General features: G+C 45.7%; 22 protein-coding genes. 15 read left to right on the top strand and 7 right to left on the bottom strand.

Annotation, left to right across the window (positions count from 1 at the left end):
• Positions 1-44 precede the first annotated feature (44 nt).
• From MD535_RS03070 to MD535_RS03000, 15 genes are all read left to right on the top strand, one after another.
• Complete coding sequence (locus MD535_RS03070) at positions 45-872, top strand: OmpA family protein (protein WP_265673465.1); 828 nt, start codon at positions 45-47, stop codon at positions 870-872.
• Positions 872-2,974, top strand: coding sequence for an SLBB domain-containing protein (locus MD535_RS03065; RefSeq protein ID WP_265673579.1), 2,103 nt, complete (start codon positions 872-874; stop codon positions 2,972-2,974). The genes MD535_RS03070 and MD535_RS03065 overlap by 1 nt, the downstream gene beginning before the upstream one ends.
• A complete protein-coding gene (locus tag MD535_RS03060) occupies positions 2,974-3,681 on the top strand; it encodes a P-loop NTPase family protein (RefSeq protein WP_265673464.1) in 708 nt (235 codons plus the stop codon). The genes MD535_RS03065 and MD535_RS03060 overlap by 1 nt, the downstream gene beginning before the upstream one ends.
• A 160-nt stretch (positions 3,682-3,841) precedes the next feature.
• A complete protein-coding gene (locus MD535_RS03055; RefSeq protein ID WP_265673463.1) occupies positions 3,842-5,425 on the top strand; it encodes a sigma-54-dependent transcriptional regulator in 1,584 nt (527 codons plus the stop codon).
• Entirely contained in the window at positions 5,409-6,479 is a 1,071-nt protein-coding gene (locus MD535_RS03050; protein ID WP_265673462.1) for a glycosyltransferase family 4 protein, read from the top strand. Before MD535_RS03055 ends, MD535_RS03050 begins: the two co-directional genes overlap by 17 nt.
• Positions 6,480-6,703: 224 nt before the next feature.
• Positions 6,704-7,936 carry a glycosyltransferase gene (locus tag MD535_RS03045; RefSeq protein WP_265673461.1) on the top strand — a complete coding sequence of 411 codons (1,233 nt, stop codon included), beginning with the start codon at positions 6,704-6,706 and terminating at the stop codon, positions 7,934-7,936.
• Entirely contained in the window at positions 7,929-9,107 is a 1,179-nt protein-coding gene (locus MD535_RS03040; protein ID WP_265673460.1) for a glycosyltransferase family 4 protein, read from the top strand. Before MD535_RS03045 ends, MD535_RS03040 begins: the two co-directional genes overlap by 8 nt.
• Positions 9,100-10,506: a lipopolysaccharide biosynthesis protein gene (locus MD535_RS03035; RefSeq protein WP_265673459.1), complete on the top strand. Its 1,407-nt coding sequence runs from the start codon at positions 9,100-9,102 to the stop codon at positions 10,504-10,506. The genes MD535_RS03040 and MD535_RS03035 overlap by 8 nt, the downstream gene beginning before the upstream one ends.
• On the top strand, positions 10,507-11,898 hold the full coding sequence (locus MD535_RS03030) for an O-antigen ligase family protein (protein ID WP_265673458.1): 1,392 nt from the start codon (positions 10,507-10,509) through the stop codon (positions 11,896-11,898).
• Between the two features lie 101 nt (positions 11,899-11,999).
• A complete protein-coding gene (locus MD535_RS03025) occupies positions 12,000-12,734 on the top strand; it encodes an acyltransferase (RefSeq protein ID WP_265673457.1) in 735 nt (244 codons plus the stop codon).
• A gap of 52 nt (positions 12,735-12,786) precedes the next feature.
• Entirely contained in the window at positions 12,787-13,908 is a 1,122-nt protein-coding gene (locus tag MD535_RS03020; protein WP_265673578.1) for a glycosyltransferase, read from the top strand.
• Positions 13,905-15,329, top strand: coding sequence for a GumC family protein (locus MD535_RS03015; RefSeq protein WP_265673456.1), 1,425 nt, complete (start codon positions 13,905-13,907; stop codon positions 15,327-15,329). The genes MD535_RS03020 and MD535_RS03015 overlap by 4 nt, the downstream gene beginning before the upstream one ends.
• Positions 15,330-15,554: 225 nt before the next feature.
• Positions 15,555-16,670: a glycosyltransferase gene (locus MD535_RS03010; RefSeq protein ID WP_265673455.1), complete on the top strand. Its 1,116-nt coding sequence runs from the start codon at positions 15,555-15,557 to the stop codon at positions 16,668-16,670.
• A 75-nt stretch (positions 16,671-16,745) separates the two neighbouring features.
• Positions 16,746-17,927 (top strand): glycosyltransferase family 2 protein, encoded by a 1,182-nt coding sequence (locus tag MD535_RS03005; protein ID WP_265673454.1) that lies wholly within the window; start codon positions 16,746-16,748, stop codon positions 17,925-17,927.
• A gap of 10 nt (positions 17,928-17,937) precedes the next feature.
• Positions 17,938-18,579: a sugar transferase gene (locus tag MD535_RS03000; RefSeq protein WP_265673453.1), complete on the top strand. Its 642-nt coding sequence runs from the start codon at positions 17,938-17,940 to the stop codon at positions 18,577-18,579.
• Between the two features lie 41 nt (positions 18,580-18,620).
• Here MD535_RS03000 and arnF read toward each other — a convergent pair whose 3' ends face one another.
• The 7 genes from arnF to MD535_RS02965 form a co-directional block, all read right to left on the bottom strand.
• On the bottom strand, positions 18,621-19,043 hold the full coding sequence (gene arnF, locus MD535_RS02995) for a 4-amino-4-deoxy-L-arabinose-phosphoundecaprenol flippase subunit ArnF (RefSeq protein ID WP_265673452.1): 423 nt from the start codon (positions 19,041-19,043) through the stop codon (positions 18,621-18,623).
• Complete coding sequence (locus tag MD535_RS02990) at positions 19,043-19,390, bottom strand: DMT family transporter (RefSeq protein ID WP_265673451.1); 348 nt, start codon at positions 19,388-19,390, stop codon at positions 19,043-19,045. Before MD535_RS02990 ends, arnF begins: the two co-directional genes overlap by 1 nt.
• Positions 19,390-21,042, bottom strand: a complete 1,653-nt coding sequence (gene arnT, locus MD535_RS02985; RefSeq protein WP_265673450.1) for a lipid IV(A) 4-amino-4-deoxy-L-arabinosyltransferase — start codon at positions 21,040-21,042, stop codon at positions 19,390-19,392. Before arnT ends, MD535_RS02990 begins: the two co-directional genes overlap by 1 nt.
• Positions 21,043-21,159: 117 nt before the next feature.
• Positions 21,160-22,074, bottom strand: a complete 915-nt coding sequence (arnD, locus tag MD535_RS02980; RefSeq protein WP_265673449.1) for a 4-deoxy-4-formamido-L-arabinose-phosphoundecaprenol deformylase — start codon at positions 22,072-22,074, stop codon at positions 21,160-21,162.
• Complete coding sequence (gene arnA, locus MD535_RS02975; RefSeq protein ID WP_265673448.1) at positions 22,074-24,056, bottom strand: bifunctional UDP-4-amino-4-deoxy-L-arabinose formyltransferase/UDP-glucuronic acid oxidase ArnA; 1,983 nt, start codon at positions 24,054-24,056, stop codon at positions 22,074-22,076. Before arnA ends, arnD begins: the two co-directional genes overlap by 1 nt.
• Before the next feature lie 26 nt (positions 24,057-24,082).
• Positions 24,083-25,078: an undecaprenyl-phosphate 4-deoxy-4-formamido-L-arabinose transferase gene (gene arnC, locus MD535_RS02970; protein ID WP_265673447.1), complete on the bottom strand. Its 996-nt coding sequence runs from the start codon at positions 25,076-25,078 to the stop codon at positions 24,083-24,085.
• 3 nt (positions 25,079-25,081) lie between these two features.
• Entirely contained in the window at positions 25,082-26,242 is a 1,161-nt protein-coding gene (locus MD535_RS02965; protein WP_265673446.1) for an aminotransferase class I/II-fold pyridoxal phosphate-dependent enzyme, read from the bottom strand.

The raw sequence follows: 26,242 nt of genomic DNA, 5'->3' as shown, positions 1-26,242 counted from the left end.
TAACAACAGCGTTTGGCTTCATCACGTTGAGCTAGGAGTAATATATGGATATATTTTCTCACGTAAAAGTTGCCACTGTTTCCGCCGCTATTTTTCTGTTAGCGGCGTGTTCAAGTTACCCTGAAGAAGGAACGGGTGGCGTTGCAGAACAATACGCGGGGTCAGATTTTTCACCCGTCATGCCCGATGAACCACTAGGCCCAGAGCACGGACTAAGGTTTGATTGGAAACTCGCGAAACTTCAGCTCGATTCGCTCATTCGTGAGGGGGCGAGCTGGTGTTTTCCAGCAGCGGTATTACAAGCCCAAGAAAAGCAAAATCGTATTGCAAGAGAGCTAGAAGGAGGCCTATGGATTGACGCTGCCAATGACATCATAATTCAACGCAAAAAACTTAATGACCTAGAGCTTCGTCTCGACTACGTCCGCTCACAAGCGAGCTGTGCGCCCCCAATGCAAGGCGACGATTTCAACAACTTAATGCAAGTCGTTCAGCAGATTTACGACCTCCTTAATGTCGATAATCAGTTTGCCGTCGATTCAACCGAAATTAACCCCAAATATATGGGACACCTTGCTGAAGCGGCGAATATCCTAAAACGTCACACCTCTATTCGCCTTTCCGTAACCGGTCATGCTGATATTACTGGTAGCAGTGAACACAATGACAAACTCGCTTTAGGTCGAGCCCAGCAGGTTAAGCGCTACCTGTCTATTTTCGGTTTAAACCCTAAAAGAATTGATACCTATTCTCTAGGAGATGAGTTACCGCTGTATGAAGGTAATACGGATGGCGTTCGCTTAACAAACCGCCGAGTTAGCATTGAAGTTCTCGCCGACGAGGCCAATAGCGCCGCGATGGAGGCATTATGATGAAATCAATATTGGCTCCTGCTCTGTACTGTCTAACGAGCTTGCTTCTTCTCGTGTCATTGTCACTTAATGCTGAGACAAAACAAGTTCAAGTTGGTGACCTAATTCAAGTGGACTTACCCGGAGAGTCGACGCTTAATCGAGGATTTCAAGTCGATAAACGCGGCCGGATCTCACTTCCGGAAGTCGGGACCATTTTCGTTGCTGGCTACGATGAAGAACAACTTGCAACCACGGTAACGACCGCATTATCCCAAGCCTTTCGTGATACTACGAATGCAAAGGTGTACATCGCTGAACGACAAATACTGGTGTCCGTTCAAGGCTATGTGACATCTCCGGGCGAATATACGCTTCCCCACAATTCTAATATCCAAATGGCATTGCACGCGGCAGGTGGATTACGCTCTGGCGCTCAGCTTAACAAAATGATTTTAAAACGGGGCGCTGAGCGTCAGGATTTTGATTACAAGCGTTTTCTTGACACGGGGGATGACAACAACCTACCCACCTTACAATCTCTAGACACGTTATTTGTTCCTGCCTCACCACTGGTCGGTAACATTGAACAAGAATTTGATCCCTCTAAACTTGCCGATGCTGGGGACAGTGCCGACGCCAAAAAAGCCATCAAGGTATTTGGGGAAGTGAATGCGCCCGGTTCATTTTCTTACAAATCCGGTACCGACCTCGTTGACATTCTTATGCGCGCAGGAGGCGTCACTCGCTATGCGGGCGTGGAACAGATTCGTGTGATCAGTAACAATGTTCCGATATTATTCAATCTTAAACGCTACTTAGATTCAGGTGATACCTCGCAGCTTCCTCCACTCGTCGCGGGCGCCACTATTTTCGTCCCCAAACAAGAAGAAGAAATTAAGTCCGGAGCCAATACCGTTTATGTTATGGGTGAAGTGGCCAGCCCCGGTGCCTATGAAGGTAAACGCGGCGCGACGTTTATGGACATTCTCGCCAACGCTGGCGGCCCAACTCGCTTCGCGGAGTCGCGTCAAATACGTGTCATCAAATCAACGGGCAAAGTCATTAAATTTGATATGACCGCATTCACTGAAGGACTCAAAGGGAACAAAGCGCCAGACATTGGTCCTGGCGACGCAATTTTTGTTCCCGAAAAAACCGATATGAACGAAAAATCCTGGCTAAAAATCGCACCAGACCGTGCTGTGAATGTGATTGGTGAAGTGGTTCGCCCGGGGCGTATTGAGTGGTCGGATGAAATGGATTTAATGGATTTATTGGCGCACGTAGGAGGGCCAACTCTGAGGGCCGATACAACCAAAATTGAGATCGCTAACGGCCGAAAAATGAAAGTTTTCAATCTTGACAAGTTTATTAAAAACGGCGCACCTCAATCCGGTCTGCCTTATATCACTGCAGGTACCATTGTTCGCATTCATGATCTTCCTCAAGATCCCTCTGACAATAAATCGCAGTGGGTGAGACAAAGTTCCGACGCCTCTATTTATGTTTTCGGACAAGTCAATGCGCCCGGCCGCTATCGATTCACCAATGAAATGCACTTTTTGGATATCCTGTCGGCGGCCGACGGTCCCACTAAAGACGCCGATATACACAATATTCGCGTCACACACCGTGATAAAACCTACGCTAAAGTGAGCAAATTGAATCTATCTCTATACTTTGAAACAGGGGATGAAACTATTCTGCCAAATGTCCTTCCTGGCGATACCATCTACATTCCTGAGAAAGATAAAAATTGGCTGGATACCCCCAAAGAAGAAACCATCAGAGTCTTAGGTGCCGTGAATAACCCTGGTCGCTATTCGTTTAACGACAACATGACCATACTAGACATTTTGGCAGAGGCTGGCGGCCCAAGTGATAAAGCCTACCTAGAAAAGATCAGCGTTGTAAATATGTCCTGTTGTCAGGGGCAAGCGCGCTCTTTTGATCTCGTGTCTTTTAGTAAAACCGCTGACATTAGAAAGCTTCCCGTACTTCGCGCTGGAGACACCATCTATATTCCTGACCGTCGAGACAGCCTAGCCGAAAAAGCACGTCTGGGTCTTAGCGATATTCTTAAACTCACCACGACGATTATTTTAATAGGAGCGCTCTAATGACTATTCCTGCGACTCACTCAGAGATTGAAGAGATTTACCTCAATGCAGAGCTTCATCAATGTCGCTCACTATGCATATCCGCTTGTAACGAAGAAGAAGGCACCTCATCGATTGCTCAAGCATTAACTGAACGTTATTTGCTGGCAGGGTATAGAACCTTGCTGGTCGACCTCAATATGCATCACCCAAGTCTATTACCCCTCTCCATAGCTAATGAAGAGCATTCTGTCGAGGACCACGGCAACGCGTGGGTTCAGCACAACGCATCACCTCGTGTCTTTCTAGGAATTGCCGCTCCAAGCGATCCCGCGACTAGACTCACCTACAAAGATCCCCGCTTATTACAACAAGAAGTCACCCATTGGTTGGAGGAATATGACCGCGTGATCATTGACACTTCTCCCATTCTCAACATAAACAAAAATAACATCCCTGCACCTTGTGTCGCCAATGCGTGCGACGGCACTATTCTCGTCGTACTAAGTGGTGTAACGGTCATTAACCAAGTAGAGAACGCCATTGCACGTCTCACTCAAGGCGAACGTACTCGCGTACTTGGCACCGTTCTAAATTATCAACACCAACCGTCTCTCGCTTCAGAAATCTGCCGAGAAATCGATCGATTCAGTTGGCTACCACAAACTCTTACTGCACGCCTAAAGCGCTCAGTCAATAACAATCGCTTTTTGTCATTGTCTATTTGAGGATGTGTCTACCATTAAGACTTGCTCGTCATTTTTTCAATGCAATTTGTGATTAAAGCCTTAACCTTCATACTGTTACCGATAAAAAATATTAACAATGCTCAGTTTTCGTCTATGCTTAAAGTCATCAAGGATGAATAACAAGAACAAGGACTGAGGCATGACTCCGAAAGTACTTCTCATAGAAGACTCGTCATCTCTTGCTGTACTCTATAAACAGTTTTTGAAAGATGAACCCTACGACGTCATTCATGTCGCTACTGGCGGTGAGGCAAAACGTGTACTTGAACGCACATTGCCTGCCCTAGTTATTCTCGATTTGCAACTTCCAGATATGCAAGGTGAAGTGATATTAGAATGGATTGCAGAAAAAAATCTGCAAGTCCCAGTCATTATCGCCACTGCTCACGGTAGTGTTGATATTGCGGTTCACTTAATACAGAAAGGGGCTAAAGACTTTTTAGAAAAGCCCATTCGAGCCGACCGTCTCAAAACCTCGATTAGCATTCATTTAAAACAAGCAAAACTTGAGCACATGTTGGACGATATCCAACAGCGTTTAGACCGACAACATTTTCATGGCTTCATCGGTGCCTCGCTACCAATGCAGGGGGTATATAAGATTATTGATGCGGTCGCGAACACCAATGCCAGTGTCTTCATTATTGGTGAAAGTGGCACGGGCAAAGAAGTGTGCGCGAACGCAATACATAATGAAAGTGATCGTCGCGACAAACCGTTTATCGCCATAAACTGTGGCGCTATCCCAAAAGATCTCATGGAGAGTGAAGTTTTTGGTCACATGAAAGGCGCATTTACAGGCGCGACAACCGATCGAAAAGGCGCGGCAACCCTTGCCCATGGCGGTACGCTATTCTTAGACGAACTGTGCGAGATGGATTTAGAGATGCAGAAGAAGCTTCTGCGATTTTTACAAACCGGAACCTTTACGCCGCTAGGTGGCACAAAAGAACATAAAGTCGATACTCGCATTATTTGTGCGACCAATCGCGATCCTATTCTTGAGGTCCAAGAAGGGCGTTTCCGGGAAGACCTTTACTATCGGGTTCACGTGGTCCCTGTCCACATGCCGCCATTAAGAGAACGCGGGCAAGATATTGTTACGCTTGCTGAACATTTCTTAAATCAGTATGCCAAGCAAGATAACCGTCGCTTCCAAAGTATTTCACAAGATGCCCAACGCTATTTTAAAAAATACGCGTGGCCTGGTAACGTGAGGCAGCTTCAAAACATTATCCGTAATATTGTCGTGTTGAATGATGATAAATCACTAGGTGTACAGCACTTGCCCCCAGAAGTGACATCGCCTGGTAGTACCTCAATGTCTCTCAGTATTGCCTCAGCGCAACGCGCTTCTATCACCAGCGTCTCTGCGCAATTACCTGAACCTTCCCCAACAAACCATGATGTGACAAACAGAGCCCTGCTGCCAAATGGTATCGAACGTCGTAAGTCTGATATTCAGCATCCCGAGGTGGAGTCAGAGCCTATGGTGGCTCAGCAACACACTGCAAGCATCGATGCCTCCTCATCAACATCAGACATTAGTCATAGCAATGGCATAAGACCAATGTGGCAAATAGAGAGGGAAGCTATCCAACAAGCCATTGATTTTTGTGATGGAAATGTCCTGAACGCAGCGGTATTGCTCGAACTCAGCCCATCAACCGTCTACCGTAAGAAGCAAGCATGGGAATCAGAGGAAGATGCCTATCAACAATAACGTTTGGCTTGTTTTGGACAGCAGCCAATTTGGCGGCATAGAAACGCATGTTCTAGAGCTTGCGAAAGGGTTAAAGCGCCACCAGCAAGACGTCGTTGTGGTCATATTTGACCAGTACGGCACGTCACCACCTTTAGTTGAAAAACTCAAACAGCATCAAATTACTACGCTAATACTCAGTATCAACTACCCCGGGGTTCCAATATGGCGGCGGTTACACTGTGCGATTCAACAGGCAATAGCGTCGTCAAATACCCCCGCCGTCATCCACTCTCACGGTTATAAAGCCAACATTCTAGCGAGGGTCACACGCGTTTGGGGCCGTTACCACAACATCGCTTTTGTCGCCTCATTCCATGCCGGCGAGACCCCATCGGGCAAAGTTCGGCTATATGACTGGTTAGACCGTTATAGTTCAGTCTATAACCATCTGCGTATTGCTGTCAGTGAAGCAATATTAGCAAAGCTACCTCGTAGGCAGGATGCCGCATTGGTTAATAATTTTGTTCCACTTCAGCCTGTTCAATCGCATTGCCAAAACCGAATCGCTTTTGTTGGACGTCTAAGTGAAGAAAAAGGACCGGATCGCTTTCTAGAGGTCGCAGCATCCTGCCCAAGTGGTCACTTCGATATTTATGGAGACGGAAGCATGCTCGCGCAGCTACAAGATAATGCTCCGTCCAACGTGACATTCCATGGCCAACAAAAAACCATGGATGTAGTGTGGGAGCGTATCGATCTGCTGCTCATTACTTCCAGATTTGAAGGGTTGCCCATGGCCGCATTAGAAGCCATGTCTAGGGGGATTCCCGTAATGAGTTTCCCGCTAGGGCAACTACCCGCATTAATTGAAACCGGCAAGAATGGCTGGATTGTTGAATCCAATCTAGAAATGGTGAGCGCACTCAATAGATGGCTAGACATGCCAGCTGAACAGCGCCAACGGCTCAGCCAAGCGGCTCACCGACAAATTCAACAGCACTACTCTACTGACATTATCATTCCACAGTTACTTGACCTATACCAACACGCCTCACCAGAAACATCACTTTAGGGTTGAGAGCAATAAGCCGTCGGTTTTCTGTCTTTAACTCTGCTCTCACGCGAACCCACTCACATTGCAAACTGATTCCTATATTGAGAATCCCTGTCACTCGCTCTTAAAATAACGCAACATAAATCGTAAACCACTGTTTTAAATTGATATATTTTATTGGCATCGCAATTGCTCTAGTTAGGTATCGATTGAACTTTTGCGTGAATGATTGCGAGGCCAACATGAAAAACATCTTGTATGTCCACTTTGGAGAAAACTGGATTCGTGGTAGTGAGCAATGCCTCATTCAACTCATCAACCACTTAAACACTGCAGAGTATCACCCGGTTGTCTGGACGAATAACCACGCTCTGAATGATCTGCTGGCGACCCACTCCATTGACTCTCAACTGGATCACTTCACCCTACTAATGGGAGGATACCAACCGAATTTCAACGTCAAAAACTGGTTCCAACTCATCAGTAAAGGGATCGCGCTCATTAAGCAATTCAACATTGATGCTATTCATGTCAACAGTGGCGCACCATGCCAATGGATGAACTTCGTTGCCAAGATAACGGGTACGCCTTTAGTCACCCAACTACACTCAGACTATATGCTACGCGATCGTTTTTGGCTTGGATTACATCTCTCACCACGAGTCGTGACGGTAAGCCATGCCATCTCTAAAAACCTGCTTGCTGACGGCTTCCCAAAAGATCAACTTGACGTAATTCACAACGGCATACCGAATCCCTCTGCGTCAGGGGCTACACAAGAACAGTATCAAGAACAGCAGTCATCGTGGGTAAAACAGGAACTCCAACTCCCTGATAACACGCTCCTATTTGCAACCGTAGGTTCACTTATTCACCGTAAGGGCGTCGATCGGTTGCTACATGCTTTAACTCGACTTACTCCCCACTACCCGAACCTGCACTTGGTGGTTATTGGCGATGGGGAATTAAGGCAGGCGCTGCAATCTCTCGCTACACACCTTCGCATCGAAAAGCATGTCACATTCGTTGGTGAGCAATCCAATGTCTCGCAATGGCTAGTCGGGGGTGTCGACGGATTTATCAGCGCAACTCGAGAAGAAGCATTTGGACTGGTTATCGCCGAAGCAGCCTTAGCTAAATTGCCCATTATTGCGCCAAATATAGGCGGTATCCCAGAATTTGTTACCCACAATACCAGTGCTCTTCTCTTCGACAATCATGGTGATGATGAGCTATTAGTTCAGTGGTGCCGACTTATTGATGAGTTTTCAAGCTTATCTCCGACACTAGCCGACCATGCTTATAACTATGTGTCTAAGCACCTCAGTGTACAAACTAACACCCGAGCGATTGAGCATATCTATGACAAAGTCATCAAAAGCCAAGCTCAGGAAAGTGTGTCTCTTTTTGCAGCATTAAGACCGCTAAAAACCTATGTTCAGCGCCATTGGGTGGGAGGTGTTCGTCATGTCTAATTTGAACCCAGTCCCTGACAGCAAGTCTACACCAAACCGCCACGCGGTGATCTTTGACCCAATGCCCTTTCATGGTGGATCAAAAGTCGCCACTCAAGCCATTCTCTCAGTTTGTGATGAGCCTGATTTTTCCGTCAGCGTGATTACCGCTCACCCACAAGGATGGCAAGAGTATGCTCGAACTGAGGGAAAGGAAATCAAAATACTCACTATTCCTTTTTCATCTTGGATGTCGTCGATCACGGGGCGAGCGTTTTATTTAGTACTGCTATTTCGCCTATGCTTGTGCATGGCTTATCTCACTTGGCTACCCAAGGCTACCTTACTAATAGGAACAACTCAGCCAGGGTCAGACATGGTACTTTACCTGCTCAAAACCCTACTTAAACTGCCAATTATTCAATTCATCCACGGACCGGTTGGCAATTCTCGCTCTGTCGCCTGGTGCCTAAAACAAGCTGACCAGATTTATTACTTAGAAAGCACAGAAGCCTCCATTACGCTCGCATTATCAATGCTGAATGATGGCACTCAACTTTGCCATATTAATGCGACACCGTTCATTAATGGGCTCAGCGTATCGCAATGGCCAAGTCTTCGCCAACAATCTCAAGCACGAGTATTTTGGGCTGCATCACTGCTAAAATGGAAAAACCTCGACCTTCTTACGGCAGCAATAAAGAGCATGGATTGCCCTGCTGAAGGTGATATTTGTTACATCAAACCGAGTGCCATGATATCGCAACACGAACAATGTCAGGCCCCTCAGCCACTAGCGACATTAAGCTGGCACGAGCAACCAGACAATCTTGATGATATCCGCAAACAGTGCAGTATTTTCGTCTCCACCAGTACCCATGAGCCTTTTGGTCTTTCAGTACTAGAAGCGATGGCGGCAGGCTTATGCCCAGTCATTCCAGAAGACGGCGCGTACTGGGATCAAATACTCACCGATAACGTTGATTGTTTGAAGTATCAACCAAACAATGCAACGTCTCTTGCAGATAAACTTGTGTTACTCAATCAGTCACCGCTGTTACGCGAAGAAATCAGTATTGCAACTTTAGAAAAAGCGCAACACTACCGTGCCGATATTTGTTATCACGATGCTGCTCATTCAATTTCGATACTTTCTCAACCAATGTGCCTACGAGAAAGTTCTCATGAATAAGTCTTGGCAACACTTCATCACTTATGGCTTTAGCATTGTCGTAACACGAGGGCTTTCACTCATCATGCTGCCGTTCATTACTCGATATTTGGCGCCAGAACAAATTGGTAAGCTTGAACTACTGGCAACAATTAGCGTGTTTGTTGGCTTATTCATTACCTTTTGCCTTCATGAAGCCCTTTATCGATATGCTGGTCACTTTACCTCGGTAAAAAAACAATACGTAATCGCTAATCGACTCTTTAGTTTATCGTGCTTAGTAGCCGCAATTATCGGTCTACCACTTTGTTTGTTAGCGTTTACTCTAGACCACCAGCTTCTGTCTCCTATAACGCATAAAGAACTGCTACTGGTACTAGTGAGCGTACTCTTTACTGGACCACTCTCTGTCTCCACTGCTTGGCTTCGAATGCAGGACAAAGCTCGCTCATTTTTCGTCATTAGTGCAATCGCCAGTCTCATTCAAGTCACCTGGATCGTCATTGCACTCAATCTACATGCGACAGTGGGCGCCATTCTTTGGGCAGGGCTTGTGGCAACAGTATTCCAAATGGTGGCATTACAAGTCGCAAACCAATTTCGTTGGCGAAAAATACCCATATCACCGATGAAGCAGTACCTCATTTACAGTCTACCTATTGTCGGTTCAGGTCTTGTTGCCTTTGGCCTAAGTGGTGCCGAAAGGTGGATACTCGCGGCGAACACATCACTACTGGAACTTGGGCTATACGCCATCGCAGCTAAATTTGCGCTTGCCATGTGTCTATTGGTTCAGCCTTTCGGTATGTGGTGGATGCCAAAACGATTTCAGATGATCAAAGAACAAGGCCGTACGGCAGTCATCAGAATATCGCAAGCCGGACTCATCTATATTTTTATGCTTGTCGCTGCGATGAGTTATGCTGCCCCGCTGTTTATTTCAATCGCGCTGCCTATTGACTACGAGCCTGCCATCACCTTCATCGTTCCCGCCCTAATGATCGCCATGTTCAAGGAAATGGGGGAAATCACTAACATCGGCATTCTTTATCGCAAACAGACTCAGCACCTATTCACCATCAACTTGATCAGTGCCGTCGGCGGCGTTTCTAGCGCTTTTGTGGCAGGGCAATGGGGAATCATCGCCATACTAACGGCCCTAGCCCTAGTGGGCATAGGACGGTTTGTTGCTATTAGCATCGTCAGTCACCGTTTTTACCATCTCCATTATGACTGTGGTTCATTACTTACTTTAGCAATGCTATCCATCAGTTTTTGCTTCTTGTCCATCTATATACAAGATATGACTGCTCGCTTGATCATGAGCCTCCTCTCACCTATTTTTATTCTATTAACCGCATTATTGCTGCAGCGTTTTGCACTAACCCAACTGCCAGCCCTGCAGCAGAGTGAGCCTTAGATGACAACCACGCACGCTAACCCAACCGCAAAACATGGCTTACTCAGCCTTGGGGTTACCTTGTTCGTTGGACTTATTTGGTGGTTCATCCCCCATCCTGCCTTAGGGCTAGCACTCAGTTTATTGCCCATAGCAATTTTATTTGTTCTTAGTCAAACCTTTTGGCTCGTGACCCTCTTCATTGTCTTTTCATTTTTCCGAATTCATGAGGTTTTCCCGGTCCTTTACCCATTAAAGTTCCCGCTAATGTTATCCGCAGGAGCACTTGGTGCTTTACTTTGGCACACGCTGGTCAGTCAGCAAGTCAAACTCTATTGGCATCGAACTTACATATGGCTTATTGCTTTTTGGGGGCTGGTCATCATCGGCGTCATTCTGGCGGCTAACAGAGGCGTTGCCATCGCAATGTTCAATGGTACCTACTGGAAAATCATGGTCATGACATTAGCCGTGTCTTGGCTTATCACCTCTCCCAAAGAACTGTCACGGTTCTCTTTCTTGATGGTCACATCAGGATTACTTGTCGGTTGCGTTGCCCTGTTCAACTCCGTTAACGGTATCGGGCTGGTTGAGGGCTCCCGTGTCACCATTGGGCGAGATTTTGGCTCTATGCTCGGTGACCCAAATGATCTCGCGTTAGTGCTAATGTTCCCACTGGCGTTTTCTGTCGGCGCTGCGACGACAAAAGGGATAGGTGGCTTTTTTCGTACTTTTTCTTTCATTACCTCTATCGTGTTGTTGCTCGCCGTGATCGCGACTCAAAGTCGTGGAGGATTGCTTGGCTCAATGTCCGTATTCGGCGTCTATGCTTGGCGACTTATTCAATCTAAAACCTTGTTCTTTTCTATCGGCGGGATTGCCGCTCTCGCTTTATACGCCGTTGCGGGCATTTCCGACCGTGCTTCTGGCGGTGCGGAAGAAGTTGGGATTGATGCGTCCGCAATGGGGCGGCTGTATGCTTGGGAAGCGGCCTATAAAATGGCACTAGATAATCCAATCTTTGGTGTCGGTTTGGATAATTTTTATTATAACTACTTTTTCTACAGCCCCCACTGGGATGGCGTCAATCATGCGGTCCACAGTACATGGTTTGGCGTGTTAGCCGAAACCGGTTTTTTAGGTCTAGGCCTGTTCATCATGTTTATCTATTCTTTAGTGAAATGCGCTCGCCAAACCCTACAAACTATCGATAGCCAAACCATCGATAACCAAACCAATGTCCCCCCTTATCTTTTGTCAATGGCACTCGCTGTTTATAGCGGATTAATCGGCACTATTGTTTCTGGTACTTTTCTCACTCAAGGCTTCAATTGGCCCATCTATCTCCTCGCTGCTCTCACTATCGCCGTCTCACAAATTGCTTCTCAATTTGAGAACACTCACCCTCGCTAACCACAGATAGAACTAATTATCTGTTTTAAAACAATAAAAATAGTTGGCTCGCTTCTTGTAATTCTATGAAGACCTCAAGCTTTTTGACAAGGACTTCAACGATGAACGCCACTACTTCATTTGATTTTAAAACTTGGTTACGCTCGCACCCGAATCCTAAAATGCAAAAGCTGTTTGTCTTTTTGAAAAAAACACGGGCAACCGGCCTTCCCACACCACGGTTCTACAACAACGTTCTCTACGCGTTGGTGACTTTATGTCGCAATAGTATTGAAACATTCACGCGTTTGGTTATTTATACGCCGGCATTTAAAGGACGTATCGCAAGCTATGGTCACTCCTTATATCTTTATAGTGGCCTGCCCCTTATTACTGGACCGCTGACCATTGAGTTAGGTAACGACTGTCGTGTCTCCGGACACACGACATTCAGCGGTCGAACCACTCCCCATCCAGACCCTCAAGTACAGCCCAAACTACTTGTAGGTAGCAATGTTGATATTGGATGGCAAGTCACCATTGCCGTGTCAGAGCTGGTTGAGATTCAAGATAATGTGAGAATTGCGGGTCGTTGTCAGCTCTTTGGTTACTCCGGACATCCTCTCAACGCAAAGAAACGTGCATTAGGCGACCCTGATGAAGATCATCGCATCGGCAGTATCATCCTTGAAAAAGATGTTTGGCTAGCCACGGGCGTCACCATACAACCTGGAGTGACCGTTGGCGAAGGGACAATTGTCGCTGCTGGTAGCGTCGTCACCCATGATTTACCTTCGAACGTAATTGCAGCAGGTAGCCCTGCAAAAATAGTCAAATATATCAACCAAGATCAGTAATGGTTCAATGCAAATGAATAGCCGTCGCTGCCACTCAAATAAGGGAATAATGATGAGAGATCTGATTGTATTTGGGGAAGATTTTGGTGCTCTGCCGTCAAGCACACAGCACTTGGTCAAGCGTCTCGCCAAGCAACGAAAAGTGCTGTGGATCAACTCCATTGGCCTACGCCAACCCCGTTTTAGCCGCCACGATCTTCATCGAGCGGCAAATAAACTTCTTGGCAAAGACAAGTCTCATCAACTTGATTTGGACACCGAAACGGTGCCGAGTTCAATAACAATTGTCAATCTCATCACCATACCAGCTCCTCGCTCTGCAATGGCGAGAAAGCTGGCCGCAAACCTAATGGCTTATCAGCTTCGACCTATTATCAATAAGTTATCACTGAATAATGCACTCGTCTGGACCTCGCTACCCACCGCTGTTGATGTATGCCCACTGCTAGGAGACTACCCTGTTCTATACTATTGCGGCGATGATTTTGGGGCGCTCGCCGGTGTTGACCATCGTACTGTGTTAGAACACGAAGAAAGACTGGTTGCCAATGCCGATATGATCATTACGGCAAGCGACAAATTACTGAGCAAGTTCCCAGACTCCAAAACAAATGTCTTAAGCCATGGTGTTGACTGCGGAAAGTTTTCGACTCCTACAATACGAGCTACCGATCTCCCTAACAATCAGCGTCCTATCGCAGGCTTTTATGGCAGCCTGTCAGATTGGATAGATTACCCATTATTGAATGACGCAATCCGAGCATTGCCCCATTGGGACTTTGTCTTTATTGGACCATTAGAGTTAGATAGCTTTCCTATCATTCAGGCCGATAACGTCCACTATCTTGGACCTCGCCCTCATTCGCAATTACCTAGCTATAGCCAGCACTGGACGGTCAGCCTATTGCCCTTTGTATTGAACGAACAAATAATCGCATGTAACCCACTCAAGCTTAAAGAGTATTTAGCCTCTCGACGCCCAATCGTCGCCAGTAACTTTCCTGCGCTCGACCCTTACCGCGAGCATGTTAACGTCGTCCACGACTCTGCCTCACTAATACAGGCTCTAAAACGTCTTGAATTACACTCCGCAGAGCTGCCCAAAGGGATTGTAGACAGCGAAAGTTGGGATCAGCGAGTCATTACACTAGAGCATTATTTGGAGGCGATATGAGTGAGTTAAAGCTGCGTCTCCTTATTATTTTCACCGCGGCATGGCGACGACGTTATGCCATCGCGATTCCAATATTGGTCATGCCATTTATTGCCTATGCGATTGCCACTTTAGCACCGCTAAAATACAAAGCTCATACCAGCATGCTGATTCAAGAAACCGCAAAAATGAATCCGTTCCTTGAAGATCTTGCAGTCTCTACCATGCTAAAGGATCGCATCGCAGCCTTAAAAACGCTGCTCAATAGTCGTCACGTTTTATTGTCTGTTGCCGATGATCTGGGGCTAACCAATGATCAAATGCGCCCAGATGAAGTAGAACAAGTCATCAACAAAATGTCGTCAAGCTTGATGGTAACGCAACTTAGTAAAGATTTTATCAAAATCGAACACACCGCCTCACGACCTGAAGGCATGCAAGCGATGCTCGAAGCCGTCAGTGTCCACTTTATTGAAGAGTTACTTGCGCCAGAGCGCTCCTCCATTCGTGATTCCAGCGAATTTCTCGCCATACACATAGACAAACGACAACAAGATCTCGACGCAGCAGAGCAAGCACTGGCTAATTATTACAACCAGTATTCATCTTCAACACCCGAAATGCAAAATGAAAATCTGAGTCGCCTTGCGTCTTTACGTCAAACCCTCGCGGAAAAAGAAGCTGAGCTATCTGGTGTAGAAAAAAGTCTCGGGACGTTAGACCAGCAGCTATCTAAAACCAACCCTATTGTCGGCAAGATAGAAGAACAAATCATCGAAACCCGCAGTGCACTCACGTTACTCAAAGCGAAATATACCAATAACCACAGTGCTGTGCAGGCAAGGGAGAGAGAACTCGATCGGCTTGAGCAAGAAAGAACCTTGCTTCTCAACTCCGAACAATCGAGTTTAGACAATGACCAACTATGGGACATTGCTAATTCTTCAGTCAGCAATCAGGTCAGTGAGTTACAACCAGTGTTGATCACTCAACTGCTGAGCTTACAAGTGGTAAGAAGCCGTTATGAATCGTTAAAACAAGAGACGGGTAGCCTAAAGCGCATGATAGACGATCTCACTGATACCGCTCAAAACTACGGGAGTACTGCAAAGCAGTTGTTAAAGCTACAACGAGATGTCGCGTTAAAACGCCAGTTATATGACGAACTGGTCGAACGTTACGAAATGGCTCAATTAACGGGTTCGCTTGGTGTATTTGAACAAAACAAACGAGTGAAAATTATTGATCGCCCTTTTACCCCTAGTGCCCCAACCAATATCCCCGCGATCATCTTTTTCGTCGTAGGAATCTTGGCTGGCGTTGCTCTTGGGATTGGCATGGCGATCGTATTAGAGCTATTTGACACGACCATTAGGCGCAGACATCAACTAGAAACCATATCCGGTGTCCCGTTAATCACTGCAATACCAAAATTTGACTAGCACTTAACGCCACTGTCGCTTGTTATTCACGTTCAAACTGATTCTCAATTTAAAAATCGAAATCAGTGGCGACAATGAGACATATTAAGCAATTGAAATATAACTATTAATTTTATGGCACAAGGAATGCAATAGCTAAACTACAGCAGCACCCTCTTCGCAGTTATTAGTTATTAGTTATTAACACTAACGTGTCGTTCTAGTTAGAAACATAAGGAGAACACCATGAAAACGTCGCCTCTTATTGCCAAAAAGGGCACAGGATCCACTTTAAAAGTCATTCATGTTGTACAACATATGGCACCCGGTGGACTGGAAACCATGGTTCTCGAACTGCTAAAGCAGGCTAACGACGCCGAGCGCGTATTCATCGTGAGCTTGGAAGGTGAGATGGAACAAGCATTGGAACATTGGCCCAAATTACGCCAATACCGTTCACATTTGTTCTTTCTTGCTAAACCAGCAGGAACGCAAATAACCTTAGTAAGAACACTTTCGCGTCTGTTTAAAGCACTGTCACCTCAAGTCGTTCATACGCACCATATAGGTCCACTTCTATACGGCGGTATCGCGGCGAGGCTTGCTAAAGTACCCATTCGAATTCACACCGAACATGACATGTGGCACCTCAATTGCGAAAAGCGTCAAAGCGTAGAGGGCTTGGCACTTAAACTCGTGAAACCGATTTTAGTCGCGGATGCATGTGGCGTACAGCAACAACTTATCGAGCTATTTCCCAACACCGAGCCATTACTTATTAAAAATGGTATCGACTGTAATCGTTTCGTGCCTGGCGATCGCCTCAGCGCTCGTCGAGCACTCAACTTACCAGCCCATCCAATGATGATTGGTACTGCTGGTAGATTAGAGACCGTCAAAGGTCAGATCTTTTTGCTCAAAGCATTATCTCGCCTCCCTAAACACATACACTTAGCCATCGCTGGTATTGGCTCGCTCGACACTGAGTTGAAACAGCTATGCCATGACCTTGAGATTCAAGACCGCGTCCACTTTCTTGGTCTTGTTGACCAAATGCCGACTTTTTATCAAGCTTTAGACGTTTTTTGCCTACCATCTCTGCAAGAAGGTTTTCCGTTATCACCGTTAGAAGCACAAGCTTGCAATATTCCCGTTGTTGTCACCGATGTTGGCGCGGCAAAAGAAACACTGTGTCCGTTGTCTGGTGTCGTGACTGAGCCGAAAAATGTTGCATCACTCATTGATTCTCTAACTCTTGCCCTTCAGACCAAGCATCTATTCTGTCCTCGGGATTTTGTGGTAGAAAACAACGATGTGAGAGCAATGAGTCAAGCCTATCGCAATCTGGTATTCAAAGCTTAATGTCATACCCCAAGATTATGGCGCTCAATATCACCCACAAATTAAGTCAAGCATCTATTGCATAGGAGCAAGTCAATGGACGGAATCTGGTTAGGAATATTTTCAATATGTGCGGCTCTCATTGTCTACCATCATGCGGGCTACCCATTGCTACTACGTTGGTATTCGAATAGACATCCGCTCAAAGCCGTGGCGTCGTCAAACCGCGGTTATCGCGAACAGAATAAAGACCGTGTGCTACCTAGCATTACTATTTTGATGCCGGCGTTTAATGAAGAGTTGTGGATTGCGGAAAAAATTCGAAATATCGCCAGCCTTGATTATCCCCAAAGCAAACTTCGTGTGCTCATTATTGCCGACGGCTGTACTGATGACACTGTACATGTAGCAGAATCGACAATACAGGAAGCAATATGTTCAGAAGCGCATTTTGAAGTCATCGCCCACGAGAAAAACCGCGGTAAAGTGGCCATATTAAATCAAATGTTACCTTGTATCTCCTCAGACATTACCGCGATCACCGATGTATCATCACTTATCTCTATCGATGCTCTCATTATTGCAGCGAAACAATTTCGTGACCCAGAGGTTGGAGTGGTGAATTCCACCTATCACTTACTCGACCAAGAAAGCAGTGAAGCGGCGTATTGGCATTACCAAAATCAGATCAAATATCGAGAAACGACATTGGGCTCCACTATCGGTAGTCACGGTGCGTTGTATTTCATTCGTACCGCCCTATTTGAAGCACTACCCACTAACGCCATTAACGATGACTTCCTCATTCCAATGCACATTGTGCACAAAGGCTATCGCGCAGCCTATTCACCTGACATGAACGCCGTTGAATTAGAGGCGACCCAAGCTGGGGATGACTTCAAACGTAGGATCAGAATTTCTGCAGGTAACATGCAGCAGGTTGTTCAGTTATTTGACTTATTTTCCCCACGCTTTAAGGGGGTCGCTTTTGCCTTCTTCTCAGGAAAAGGACTAAGACTACTTACGCCTTACTTAATGATTAGCTGTCTCATAACATCGGGTTTATTGAGCCAATACTTTTTGTTTCTATGCTTTTTCGTTGCTCAAATTGCGATCTACAGCTTAGCCGCTTTAGCCTATTACTTCCCTCATTTACAACGTACTAAACCCATGCAGCTTTTAACGTATTTGGTCGTTGGTCACACTGCAAATTTCATTGGTGGCTTGCGCTACCTGCTAGGATTTGAAAACGGAAAATGGAAGCGTGTTTTACGCTAGGAGACTTATCATGAAAAATACCACCTATGAAAAACCAACCATTCGCATCGCCAAACGTATCTTCGACTTGATTGGCGCGAGTGTCGGCATGGTAATCTTAGCGATATCATTCATACCGGTTGCTATCGCAATAAAATTAACATCCAAAGGACCGGTATTCTATCAACAATTAAGAGTGGGTAAGTTTACGCCCACTAAAGTTGACCTTATTCACGTACTTAAATATCGCACCATGTACATTGATGCCGAGAGCCGAAGCGGCGCAACGTGGGCGACGGAAAATGACCCGAGAATAACGCCAGTTGGACGATTTTTAAGAAAAACTCGACTCGATGAATTACCGCAGTTCATTAATGTCATCAAAGGCGATATGTCCTTAATTGGTCCAAGACCAGAGCGCCCTGATTTCTATACAAAGCTTGAACAAGATATCCCCTTTTTTACTGAGCGAACTTATGATGTTTTACCTGGCATCACGGGGCTTGCACAAGTCAATCAAGGTTATGACACCTGTGTAGATGATGTGAGAAGAAAAGTAGGGTTTGATCACAGCTACGCGTTATCACTATCATCCTTGAAAACATGGTTCATTACTGATGTGCATATCGTCATCAAGACATTGAAAATCATGGTTGATGGCCGTGGCCGTTAAGCATAACGAACCCTGTTGTTACGAGTATAAAAAATCCAGCCTCAGCTGGATTTTTTTGCGGTAAAGATGCACATAAGTCCGACAAGAATAAACCCAATGCCAAACAACTTCACTCCATTAAATGGCTCATTCAACCACGGAAGCGTTACGGCCAGCGCATAAACTAAAACGTAACTCAAACTCAATAACGGATAAGCAACGCCTAAAGGTAAATGTTTAAGCGCCATTACCCAACATGCCATTGAGGTGGCATAGCATAACAACCCTATCGCCACACAAACTAACGCAGGCCAAGTCGCTAGCCAAAGTTGCCCTAACTCATATTGAGCGAGCAGCTCTGTTATTAGGGTCCACTGAGAAGATACATTACCCATCCCCCACTTCATCGCTAATTGAGCGACAGAAATAAGTACAACGCTTAACAAGGCAACCGGAAGTCCTGCTTTTAAATCTTTCAATACCATTAGCCAGCACCACCTAAAATACCGACACCAATCATGATACACATCACGCCAAGCCACTGCTTTGGAACAATCACTTCTCCAAATGCAAACTTTGAGATCAACAGCATGATAACAAAGTTAATACTTAGCAATGGATAGGCCACAGAGACATCCCACTGGCTCAGGACACCAAGCCATGTAATGGCACTGGTTCCTAAAAATGTAATACCGAGTAGCATAGGGAAGCTAAACAACTTCCCTATCACCGATAAGTGTGGATTTTCTTCAAAGTGCATCGCCGCTCGCTTTTGCCAATACTGGCTTAACGAACTGGCGACGACAGAAAGAACAAACAGAAAAACTGTCATTAATTTTGTGCTTTCTTGTCAAAAATCAGCGCATGATAACGACCTAAATCGACATGATCACTCGATTCTGGGAAACCTTCTGGCAAGGCAGGCAAATCTCTAAAGTGGAGCAAAACAGGCCCAGTTAATTGTTTTTCTTTAATAAACTCACCCAATTGATTCCACGCAACATAACGATGTTTTGAATCGTCATATTCAAGGCCATAATCCACTTCGCCCATACCTCTGGTTAGGTAGACATCGCTGCGTTTTAAGTACCAATTTAACGCAGACATTGTGTCAGGATAATCGGCAATCAGCACCATGTCATCAGAGACTTTTGGCGCCAACATGGTCATAAAGTCTTCTGGCATTTTCGAGTGAATCGTTGTGTTTGGCACAGCAAATGAAAATAAAGCAAACAACGCTAATGGTGACACCATATAGGCAGCAAACTTTTTCTCAAATGACGACGTTTTAATGGCGTAGAAGGCACAAACAGCCCAAAAACCAAGAATAAACGCCGCTACTGCAACGCGGTAAGATTCGGATGCCTCAAGTGGCAGTTTGCCCATAAAGAACATCACCACTAATACCGTAGCGACTACAGCAAAGAACAAACCATTAATGGCTGAACCAATTGTTAAACCTTTTACTTTTTTCTCGCCCGCTTTCAAAAGACCATGAGTCAAAAGAATCGCGATAGGCGCCATACAAGGAAGGATGTATGTCGCTAACTTCCCACTGGCATATGAGAAAAATAGGAAAGGAACAATCGCCCAAAGCAATGAGTAGCGAATGAGCGGTTTTGACAATTCACCTTTGAGTTGCACCACTGCCGACGGCGCCCAAAATATCCACGGAAGCGTACCCAAAAACAGGAATGGCACGTAGTACCAGATCGGCGCAACGTGTTGAGCGTCTTCGGCGGTAAATCGGTGAATATGCTCTTCCCAGAAGAAGTAATTCCAATAATCGGCTTCGGCTGCATGCACAGCAAGTGACCATGGTAAGCAAGTGATAAACGCCACAAGCATGACCCACCAGCCCCAGCGCAGTATTTCTAAAAACTGCTTTTGCATGATCATATAAGGGACAACGACAATCACGGGCAGTGCTAGTGCGAGGAAACCTTTGGTTAATACTGCGCATCCGCAGAAAAACCCTGCCAGACCATAATTAAGCCAGCGCTGAGCACTGGTTTGAGATTGGGTAGCAAAGAAGAATGCGACGTAACAAGCACTCAACCAGAACGCAAGCATGCCATCCAGTACGCTGTACGTACCTACAGCCGCCACCATAAACATACTTAAAAATACGCCCGCGGTTAACCAACCTTGACGGCGTGTCGTCATTTTACCAACGACTAATACTAAACTAAGAGCAACACCTAAAGTCGCGAGTGCAGAGGCAATACGCACAGAAAAGTTATTTTCACCAAAAATCACTTGAGCGATCGCATTAAACCAATAGCCCATTACCGGCTTTTCAAAATAACGCAGGTCATTAAATGTTGGTACAATCCAGTTTCCGGATGCGACCATCTCTCGAGAGATTTCACCGTAACGCAGCTCATCAGGGGACCAGAGTGGACGAATATCCAACGGCAATATGTAAAGAGCTATAAAGAAAAGCGGAACCCATACCGCCCAGTTAATTCGAGATTGTTGCATTCTTCATCCAATTGAATAAAAGCCCACGACTATCATGGGCTTGTGTTTAGTATGTGGCGTATTATTTCTATACTGCCAATTTTGCATACCGCTAATAAGGTATACAAATAAGGTAACTCAGAGTCCCATTCGTTTTACAAATGAGGCTTGGTGAGTCAACCAACCTTCACGTCCTTCCATCTCAATATTTTTTATCGAATCATGAGGAAGTGGATCAACTGCATCATTAAGCAGATCAATCATAGGCACGAATTCTATATTTTGTTGCTTAGCTCTGACAATCAATTCTTCAAACATTTCGGCACAGACGATACCTTCCACTTCGGCATGAATCGTATAAACGTTCAGACCATCGCGTTTAATCAGCTTAAGAATAGCGTCATTATAGTTGCTGTTGTCCACACCATCTTGGCCAACCAATTCATCATACGTTGGCAAGGTGACAGGGATCTGTGGTGCCATTCCTTCTCCTGGTGAGAAAATGGAATCGCCACGACAGTCACTGTTGTACTTGAAAGGAAAGGCATTTTTCTCAATCAAAGTCTGATCAGTACAACGCCATCCAGCGACAGCACTACAAGGTAAGTGTTTACCTGTGATGTCTTTGAGAAGATTATAGCCAAGGGTTATTTGATTGCGAAGTTCCGCATCAGACATGGTATCTGTTTTCATTTGCCATTTATGGTGATCCCACGCGTGGAGACCAATCTCATGGCCAGCGTGATCGGCAGCTTCAATGATAGGACGTAACTTCTTACCAATGATTGGACCCGGCCACAGCGTACCACGGATGAGAATATCGTAACCGTAAAGACTCGCAGCTTTTGAGCGAAGCATCTTCTTCAAAAATGCAGGACGCAAAAGGCGCCATATATGGCGCCCCATGTTATCAGGTCCAACAGTAAAGAAGAATGAAGCCATCACTCCATGCTTTTCGAAAATTTCGAGCAGCTTAGGCACGCCGAGTTTAGTTCCTCGAAACGTGTCTACGTCGATCCTAAGACCGACCTTAGTGACTTCATTCTGATTCATTACTTATCTTCTGCTACTGCACCTTTAAGGAAGAAATCTAACGTCTCTTCGATAGTATCATTCATGTGAACCTGTGGTTCCCAATCCAGAAGTTTCTTCGCGTTAGCAATGCTTGGTTTACGGTGTTGAACGTCTTGGTAACCGTCGCCGTAAAACGCTTTGCTTTCTACTAGGTTGTAGCCCGCAAATGGAGGGAAGTTGCCACGTAATGGGTGGTTTTCAAACTTCTCTACCAATGTTTCAGCCAACTCTTTGATGCTCGCTTCGTTCTCTGGTGCACCAATGTTGATGATTTGACCGTCACACAGACCATCTTTGTTTTCGATGATGCGGAATAGTGCTTCAATCGCTTCAGAAATGTCCGTGAAACAGCGCTTCTGCTCACCGCCGTCAATCAGTTTGATTGGCGTACCTTCAACAAGGTTTAGAATAAGCTGAGTAATCGCACGGCTAGAACCAACACGTGCTGAGTTCAAGCTATCAAGGCGAGGACCCATCCAGTTAAATGGACGGAACAGTGTGAAGTTAAGACCATCTTTTTTACCATAAGCCCAGATTACACGGTCAAGCAATTGCTTAGACACTGAGTAGATCCAACGCTGACGGTTGATAGGACCCACGATAAGCGGCGACGTATCTTCGTTGAACTCAGAATCCGTAGACATACCGTAAACTTCTGAAGTCGATGGGAAGATAATGCGCTTGTTGTATTTCACACAGCCACGAACAATCTTCAAGTTCTCTTCAAAATCCAGCTCAAATACTTTGAGTGGGTTACGCGTGTATTCAATTGGAGTCGCGATAGCAACTAATGGTAATACGATGTCACACTTCTTAATGTGGTACTCAATCCATTCGTTATGAATGGTGATATCACCTTCAACGAAATGGAAGTCAGGGTGACCCAAGTGATCAGAGATCTGGTTAGAGCTCATGTCCATCGCGTACACTTCGTAACCGCCATCATCAAGAAGACGCTTAGTTAAGTGAGTACCGATGAAGCCGTTTGCACCTAGGATAAGAACTTTTTGACGTTTCTTAGCATTGATGATCGCGCTTGCTTGAGGACCAAAACGCATACCTTCGATTAAGTGAAGTTCTGCAGCCAGTTGCTCACCACCAAGATATAGACCGTTTTCCGCTTCACCAGAGTTAACAATCACTGAGCCTTGAGCACAAGCAATGGTTAGAGGAGAAGTCGCAACAATCGTACCTGGCGTCGCTTCAAATGTTTTTTCGCTTGGTGTCACACTCCAGATTGTCAGCTTACGCTCACCTAGGAAAGTAAAGGCACCTGGGAATGGTTCAGTAACCGCACGCACTAAGTTAAATACTGTGCGAGAGTCTGTAGACCATTTGATTTCACCATCAGCGGGTGTACGGCGACCAAAGTACGTCGCTTTTGTTTCATCTTGTGCGGTTGCTACTGCGCTACCATCAACGATGGTTGGCAATACTTTAGCCAGTAGATCGCTTGATGCTACCGCTAGACGCTTATGCAGTGTTTCTGCTGAATCTTCGTCAGTAATGGCAATTTTTTCTTGACCAACGATGTCGCCAGCGTCCGCTTTTTGCACCATTTTGTGCAGCGTCACGCCAGTCTCTGTCTCGCCGTTAACCAGTGCCCAGTTGATAGGAGCACGACCACGGTAAGTTGGAAGCAAAGAACCGTGCAGGTTAAAGCCACCTTTTGGCGCAAGATCCAACACTTCTTGGCTGATCATATTGCGGTAGTAGAAAGAGAACAACGCGTCAGGTTTCATCTGGCGAATTTTCTCAACCCAAAGTGGGTGGTTTACGTCTTCTGGCGCATAAACTGGGATACCGTTTTTCGCCGCAAGCTTCGCTACAGACTCAAAAAATACGTTTTCGTTGCTGTCATCAACATGGGTAAATACCGCTTCGATTTCAACGCCTGCTTCAAGCAAACTACGAACGCCTGTACAACCGATATTGTGGTAGGCAAACACGACTACTTTCATGGAATATTCCTCTAATATAAATCTTATTATTTGTTCTTTGATTCGTCAGTTTCACGTGCGGTGCGAGTTGCCTCACCCACCAAAACATCCTGTACATAGTAACGCGGCCTTGCTCGCACATCGGAATAAATTCGTCCAATATACTCACCTAGCAAGCCTAAGCCGATAAACTGCCCACCAACAAATACAAATAGAATCGCAAATAACGTAAACAAACCGTCGCCGGCCCATTCTGAGCCAAATAAAATACGCATAAGCATTAGTATGATACCGAACGCGATACCCGCTGCTGCGGTCATACCGCCCACGATGCTCAGTAAACGCAACGGCGCGGTTGTCATACTCGTGATCAAGTCGAACATCAAACTGATCAACTTCATAAAGCTATACTTAGATTCACCATCGGCACGTTCGTCGTGGTGAACTGGGATTTCTGTAGTATGACGAGAAAAACCATTCGCCAGTACTGGAATAAATGTACTGCGCTCATGACATTCTAGCATTGCATCAACAACATGTCGGCGGTAAGCACGCAGCATACAACCGTAATCGTTCATCTCAACGCCTGTAGAGCGCTTAACCAGTTTATTGATAACTTTAGATGGGTAACGACGCAACGCGCTATCTTGACGGTTTTGACGCACAGTGCCGACCGAATCAAACCCCTCTTCCGCTTTAGCAACCAGATTTGGAATCTCTTCTGGCGGGTTTTGTAAATCGGCATCTAGGGTGATAATTAAGTCGCCACGAACCTGCTCGAAACCTGCCATGATCGCATTGTGCTGACCATAGTTACGGTTAAGGATAACACCAACCACATGGCTGCCTTCTTTCGCAGACGCTGCTTCAATGATTTCAACACTGCGATCTCGACTACCGTCGTCGACTAAGACTAGCTCATAGTCTTTACCAAGGCTGTCTGCCGCTTTCGTCGTCCGCTCGATTAGCTCTTGTAAGCAACTTTCTTCGTTGTATACCGGTATGACGATAGACACAAAATTGATAGGTTCATTCTGTTTCATGGGTTATCCAATTATTTCTGACACGGCATTCACTACTCGCGTAACATCTTCCTGAGTCATATCAGGAAAGAGCGGTAGTGAACAAATTTGCTGGCTATTATGCTCTGTATTTTCTAAGTTTGGCGTAATCGCGCCAAATCGTTCTGCGTAGTTTTCTCGATAATATTTCTGGGTATGACACGCTTTAAAGTGAATGCCAGCGCCAATCCCTTTCTCTTTGAGTTTAGCAATCAACTCGTCACGTGTGATGCCCGCTTGCGCAGGGTCAATACGTACAATCATTAAATGCCAACAGTGTTTGTGGTCATGATTGGCAAGACCTAACGGAGTCACACCTTTAATGACACTTAACTTTTCACGATAGCTCAACGCTAACTCAGTACGGGCTGCCGTAATCTCTGCAATACGATCCATTTGACCAAGTGCCAATACAGCGCAAATATCTGGCATATTGTATTTAAAGCCTGGTTCAATGACCTCGGCTTGAGGCGCTCGACCTTGAGTTTCACGATCAAAAGCATCGACGCCTAGGCCATGAAATTTCAAACGGCGAATTTTATCAGCCAGTTCTGCATCAAATGTAGTGAAAACACCACCTTCTGCTGTAGTGACGTTTTTAATCGCATGCATGGAGAATAGACACGTACCGCGAGCACCAATAGGCTGACCTTGATACTCTGCGCCTAAAGCATGCGCCGCATCTTCAACCACTGGAATACCAAAACGCTCACCAAGTGCATAAATTGGATCTAAATCCAATGACGCGCCAGCATAGTGAACTGGGATGATCAGTTTGGTTTTATCGGTAATCAGCGGTTCAATCTTTTCTGCATCCGTCATTAACGTGTCAACATCAACATCGACAAAAACTGGCTTAGCACCCACTAGGGTGATCATGTTTATCGTCGATACCCACGTAAGAGAAGGGGTAATGACTTCATCACCAGGACCAATACCAAGTGCCAATAAGACTAAATGCATACCTGCCGTCGCGCTACTTAACGCTACTGCATACGGCGCGCCAGTATGCTCAGAGATTTTACTTTCCAGATCCGCATTTTTGGGACCGGTTGTAATCCATCCTGAACGCAGTACATCAACGACAGCTTGAATATCTTTTTCATCGACCGCAGGGCGACATAAAGGGAGAAAAGACTGGCTCAT

The organism is Vibrio qingdaonensis (assembly GCF_026191675.1).
Taxonomy (GTDB): Bacteria; Pseudomonadota; Gammaproteobacteria; order Enterobacterales; family Vibrionaceae; genus Vibrio; species Vibrio qingdaonensis.
Note: the sequence above shows the minus strand (reverse complement) of the source record. Positions and strands in the feature narration are given on the sequence as shown.

What these genes read in the sequence shown, in the direction of transcription:
- MD535_RS03070 (WP_265673465.1), top strand. Translation starts at nt 45, where the DNA reads ATGGATATATTTTCTCACGTAAAAGTTGCCACTGTTTCCGCCGCTATT.
- MD535_RS03065 (WP_265673579.1), top strand. Translation starts at nt 872, where the DNA reads ATGAAATCAATATTGGCTCCTGCTCTGTACTGTCTAACGAGCTTGCTT.
- MD535_RS03060 (WP_265673464.1), top strand. Translation starts at nt 2,974, where the DNA reads ATGACTATTCCTGCGACTCACTCAGAGATTGAAGAGATTTACCTCAAT.
- MD535_RS03055 (WP_265673463.1), top strand. Translation starts at nt 3,842, where the DNA reads ATGACTCCGAAAGTACTTCTCATAGAAGACTCGTCATCTCTTGCTGTA.
- MD535_RS03050 (WP_265673462.1), top strand. Translation starts at nt 5,409, where the DNA reads ATGCCTATCAACAATAACGTTTGGCTTGTTTTGGACAGCAGCCAATTT.
- MD535_RS03045 (WP_265673461.1), top strand. Translation starts at nt 6,704, where the DNA reads ATGAAAAACATCTTGTATGTCCACTTTGGAGAAAACTGGATTCGTGGT.
- MD535_RS03040 (WP_265673460.1), top strand. Translation starts at nt 7,929, where the DNA reads ATGTCTAATTTGAACCCAGTCCCTGACAGCAAGTCTACACCAAACCGC.
- MD535_RS03035 (WP_265673459.1), top strand. Translation starts at nt 9,100, where the DNA reads ATGAATAAGTCTTGGCAACACTTCATCACTTATGGCTTTAGCATTGTC.
- MD535_RS03030 (WP_265673458.1), top strand. Translation starts at nt 10,507, where the DNA reads ATGACAACCACGCACGCTAACCCAACCGCAAAACATGGCTTACTCAGC.
- MD535_RS03025 (WP_265673457.1), top strand. Translation starts at nt 12,000, where the DNA reads ATGAACGCCACTACTTCATTTGATTTTAAAACTTGGTTACGCTCGCAC.
- MD535_RS03020 (WP_265673578.1), top strand. Translation starts at nt 12,787, where the DNA reads ATGAGAGATCTGATTGTATTTGGGGAAGATTTTGGTGCTCTGCCGTCA.
- MD535_RS03015 (WP_265673456.1), top strand. Translation starts at nt 13,905, where the DNA reads ATGAGTGAGTTAAAGCTGCGTCTCCTTATTATTTTCACCGCGGCATGG.
- MD535_RS03010 (WP_265673455.1), top strand. Translation starts at nt 15,555, where the DNA reads ATGAAAACGTCGCCTCTTATTGCCAAAAAGGGCACAGGATCCACTTTA.
- MD535_RS03005 (WP_265673454.1), top strand. Translation starts at nt 16,746, where the DNA reads ATGGACGGAATCTGGTTAGGAATATTTTCAATATGTGCGGCTCTCATT.
- MD535_RS03000 (WP_265673453.1), top strand. Translation starts at nt 17,938, where the DNA reads ATGAAAAATACCACCTATGAAAAACCAACCATTCGCATCGCCAAACGT.
- arnF (WP_265673452.1), bottom strand. Translation starts at nt 19,043, where the DNA reads ATGGTATTGAAAGATTTAAAAGCAGGACTTCCGGTTGCCTTGTTAAGC.
- MD535_RS02990 (WP_265673451.1), bottom strand. Translation starts at nt 19,390, where the DNA reads ATGACAGTTTTTCTGTTTGTTCTTTCTGTCGTCGCCAGTTCGTTAAGC.
- arnT (WP_265673450.1), bottom strand. Translation starts at nt 21,042, where the DNA reads ATGCAACAATCTCGAATTAACTGGGCGGTATGGGTTCCGCTTTTCTTT.
- arnD (WP_265673449.1), bottom strand. Translation starts at nt 22,074, where the DNA reads ATGAATCAGAATGAAGTCACTAAGGTCGGTCTTAGGATCGACGTAGAC.
- arnA (WP_265673448.1), bottom strand. Translation starts at nt 24,056, where the DNA reads ATGAAAGTAGTCGTGTTTGCCTACCACAATATCGGTTGTACAGGCGTT.
- arnC (WP_265673447.1), bottom strand. Translation starts at nt 25,078, where the DNA reads ATGAAACAGAATGAACCTATCAATTTTGTGTCTATCGTCATACCGGTA.
- MD535_RS02965 (WP_265673446.1), bottom strand. Translation starts at nt 26,242, where the DNA reads ATGAGCCAGTCTTTTCTCCCTTTATGTCGCCCTGCGGTCGATGAAAAA.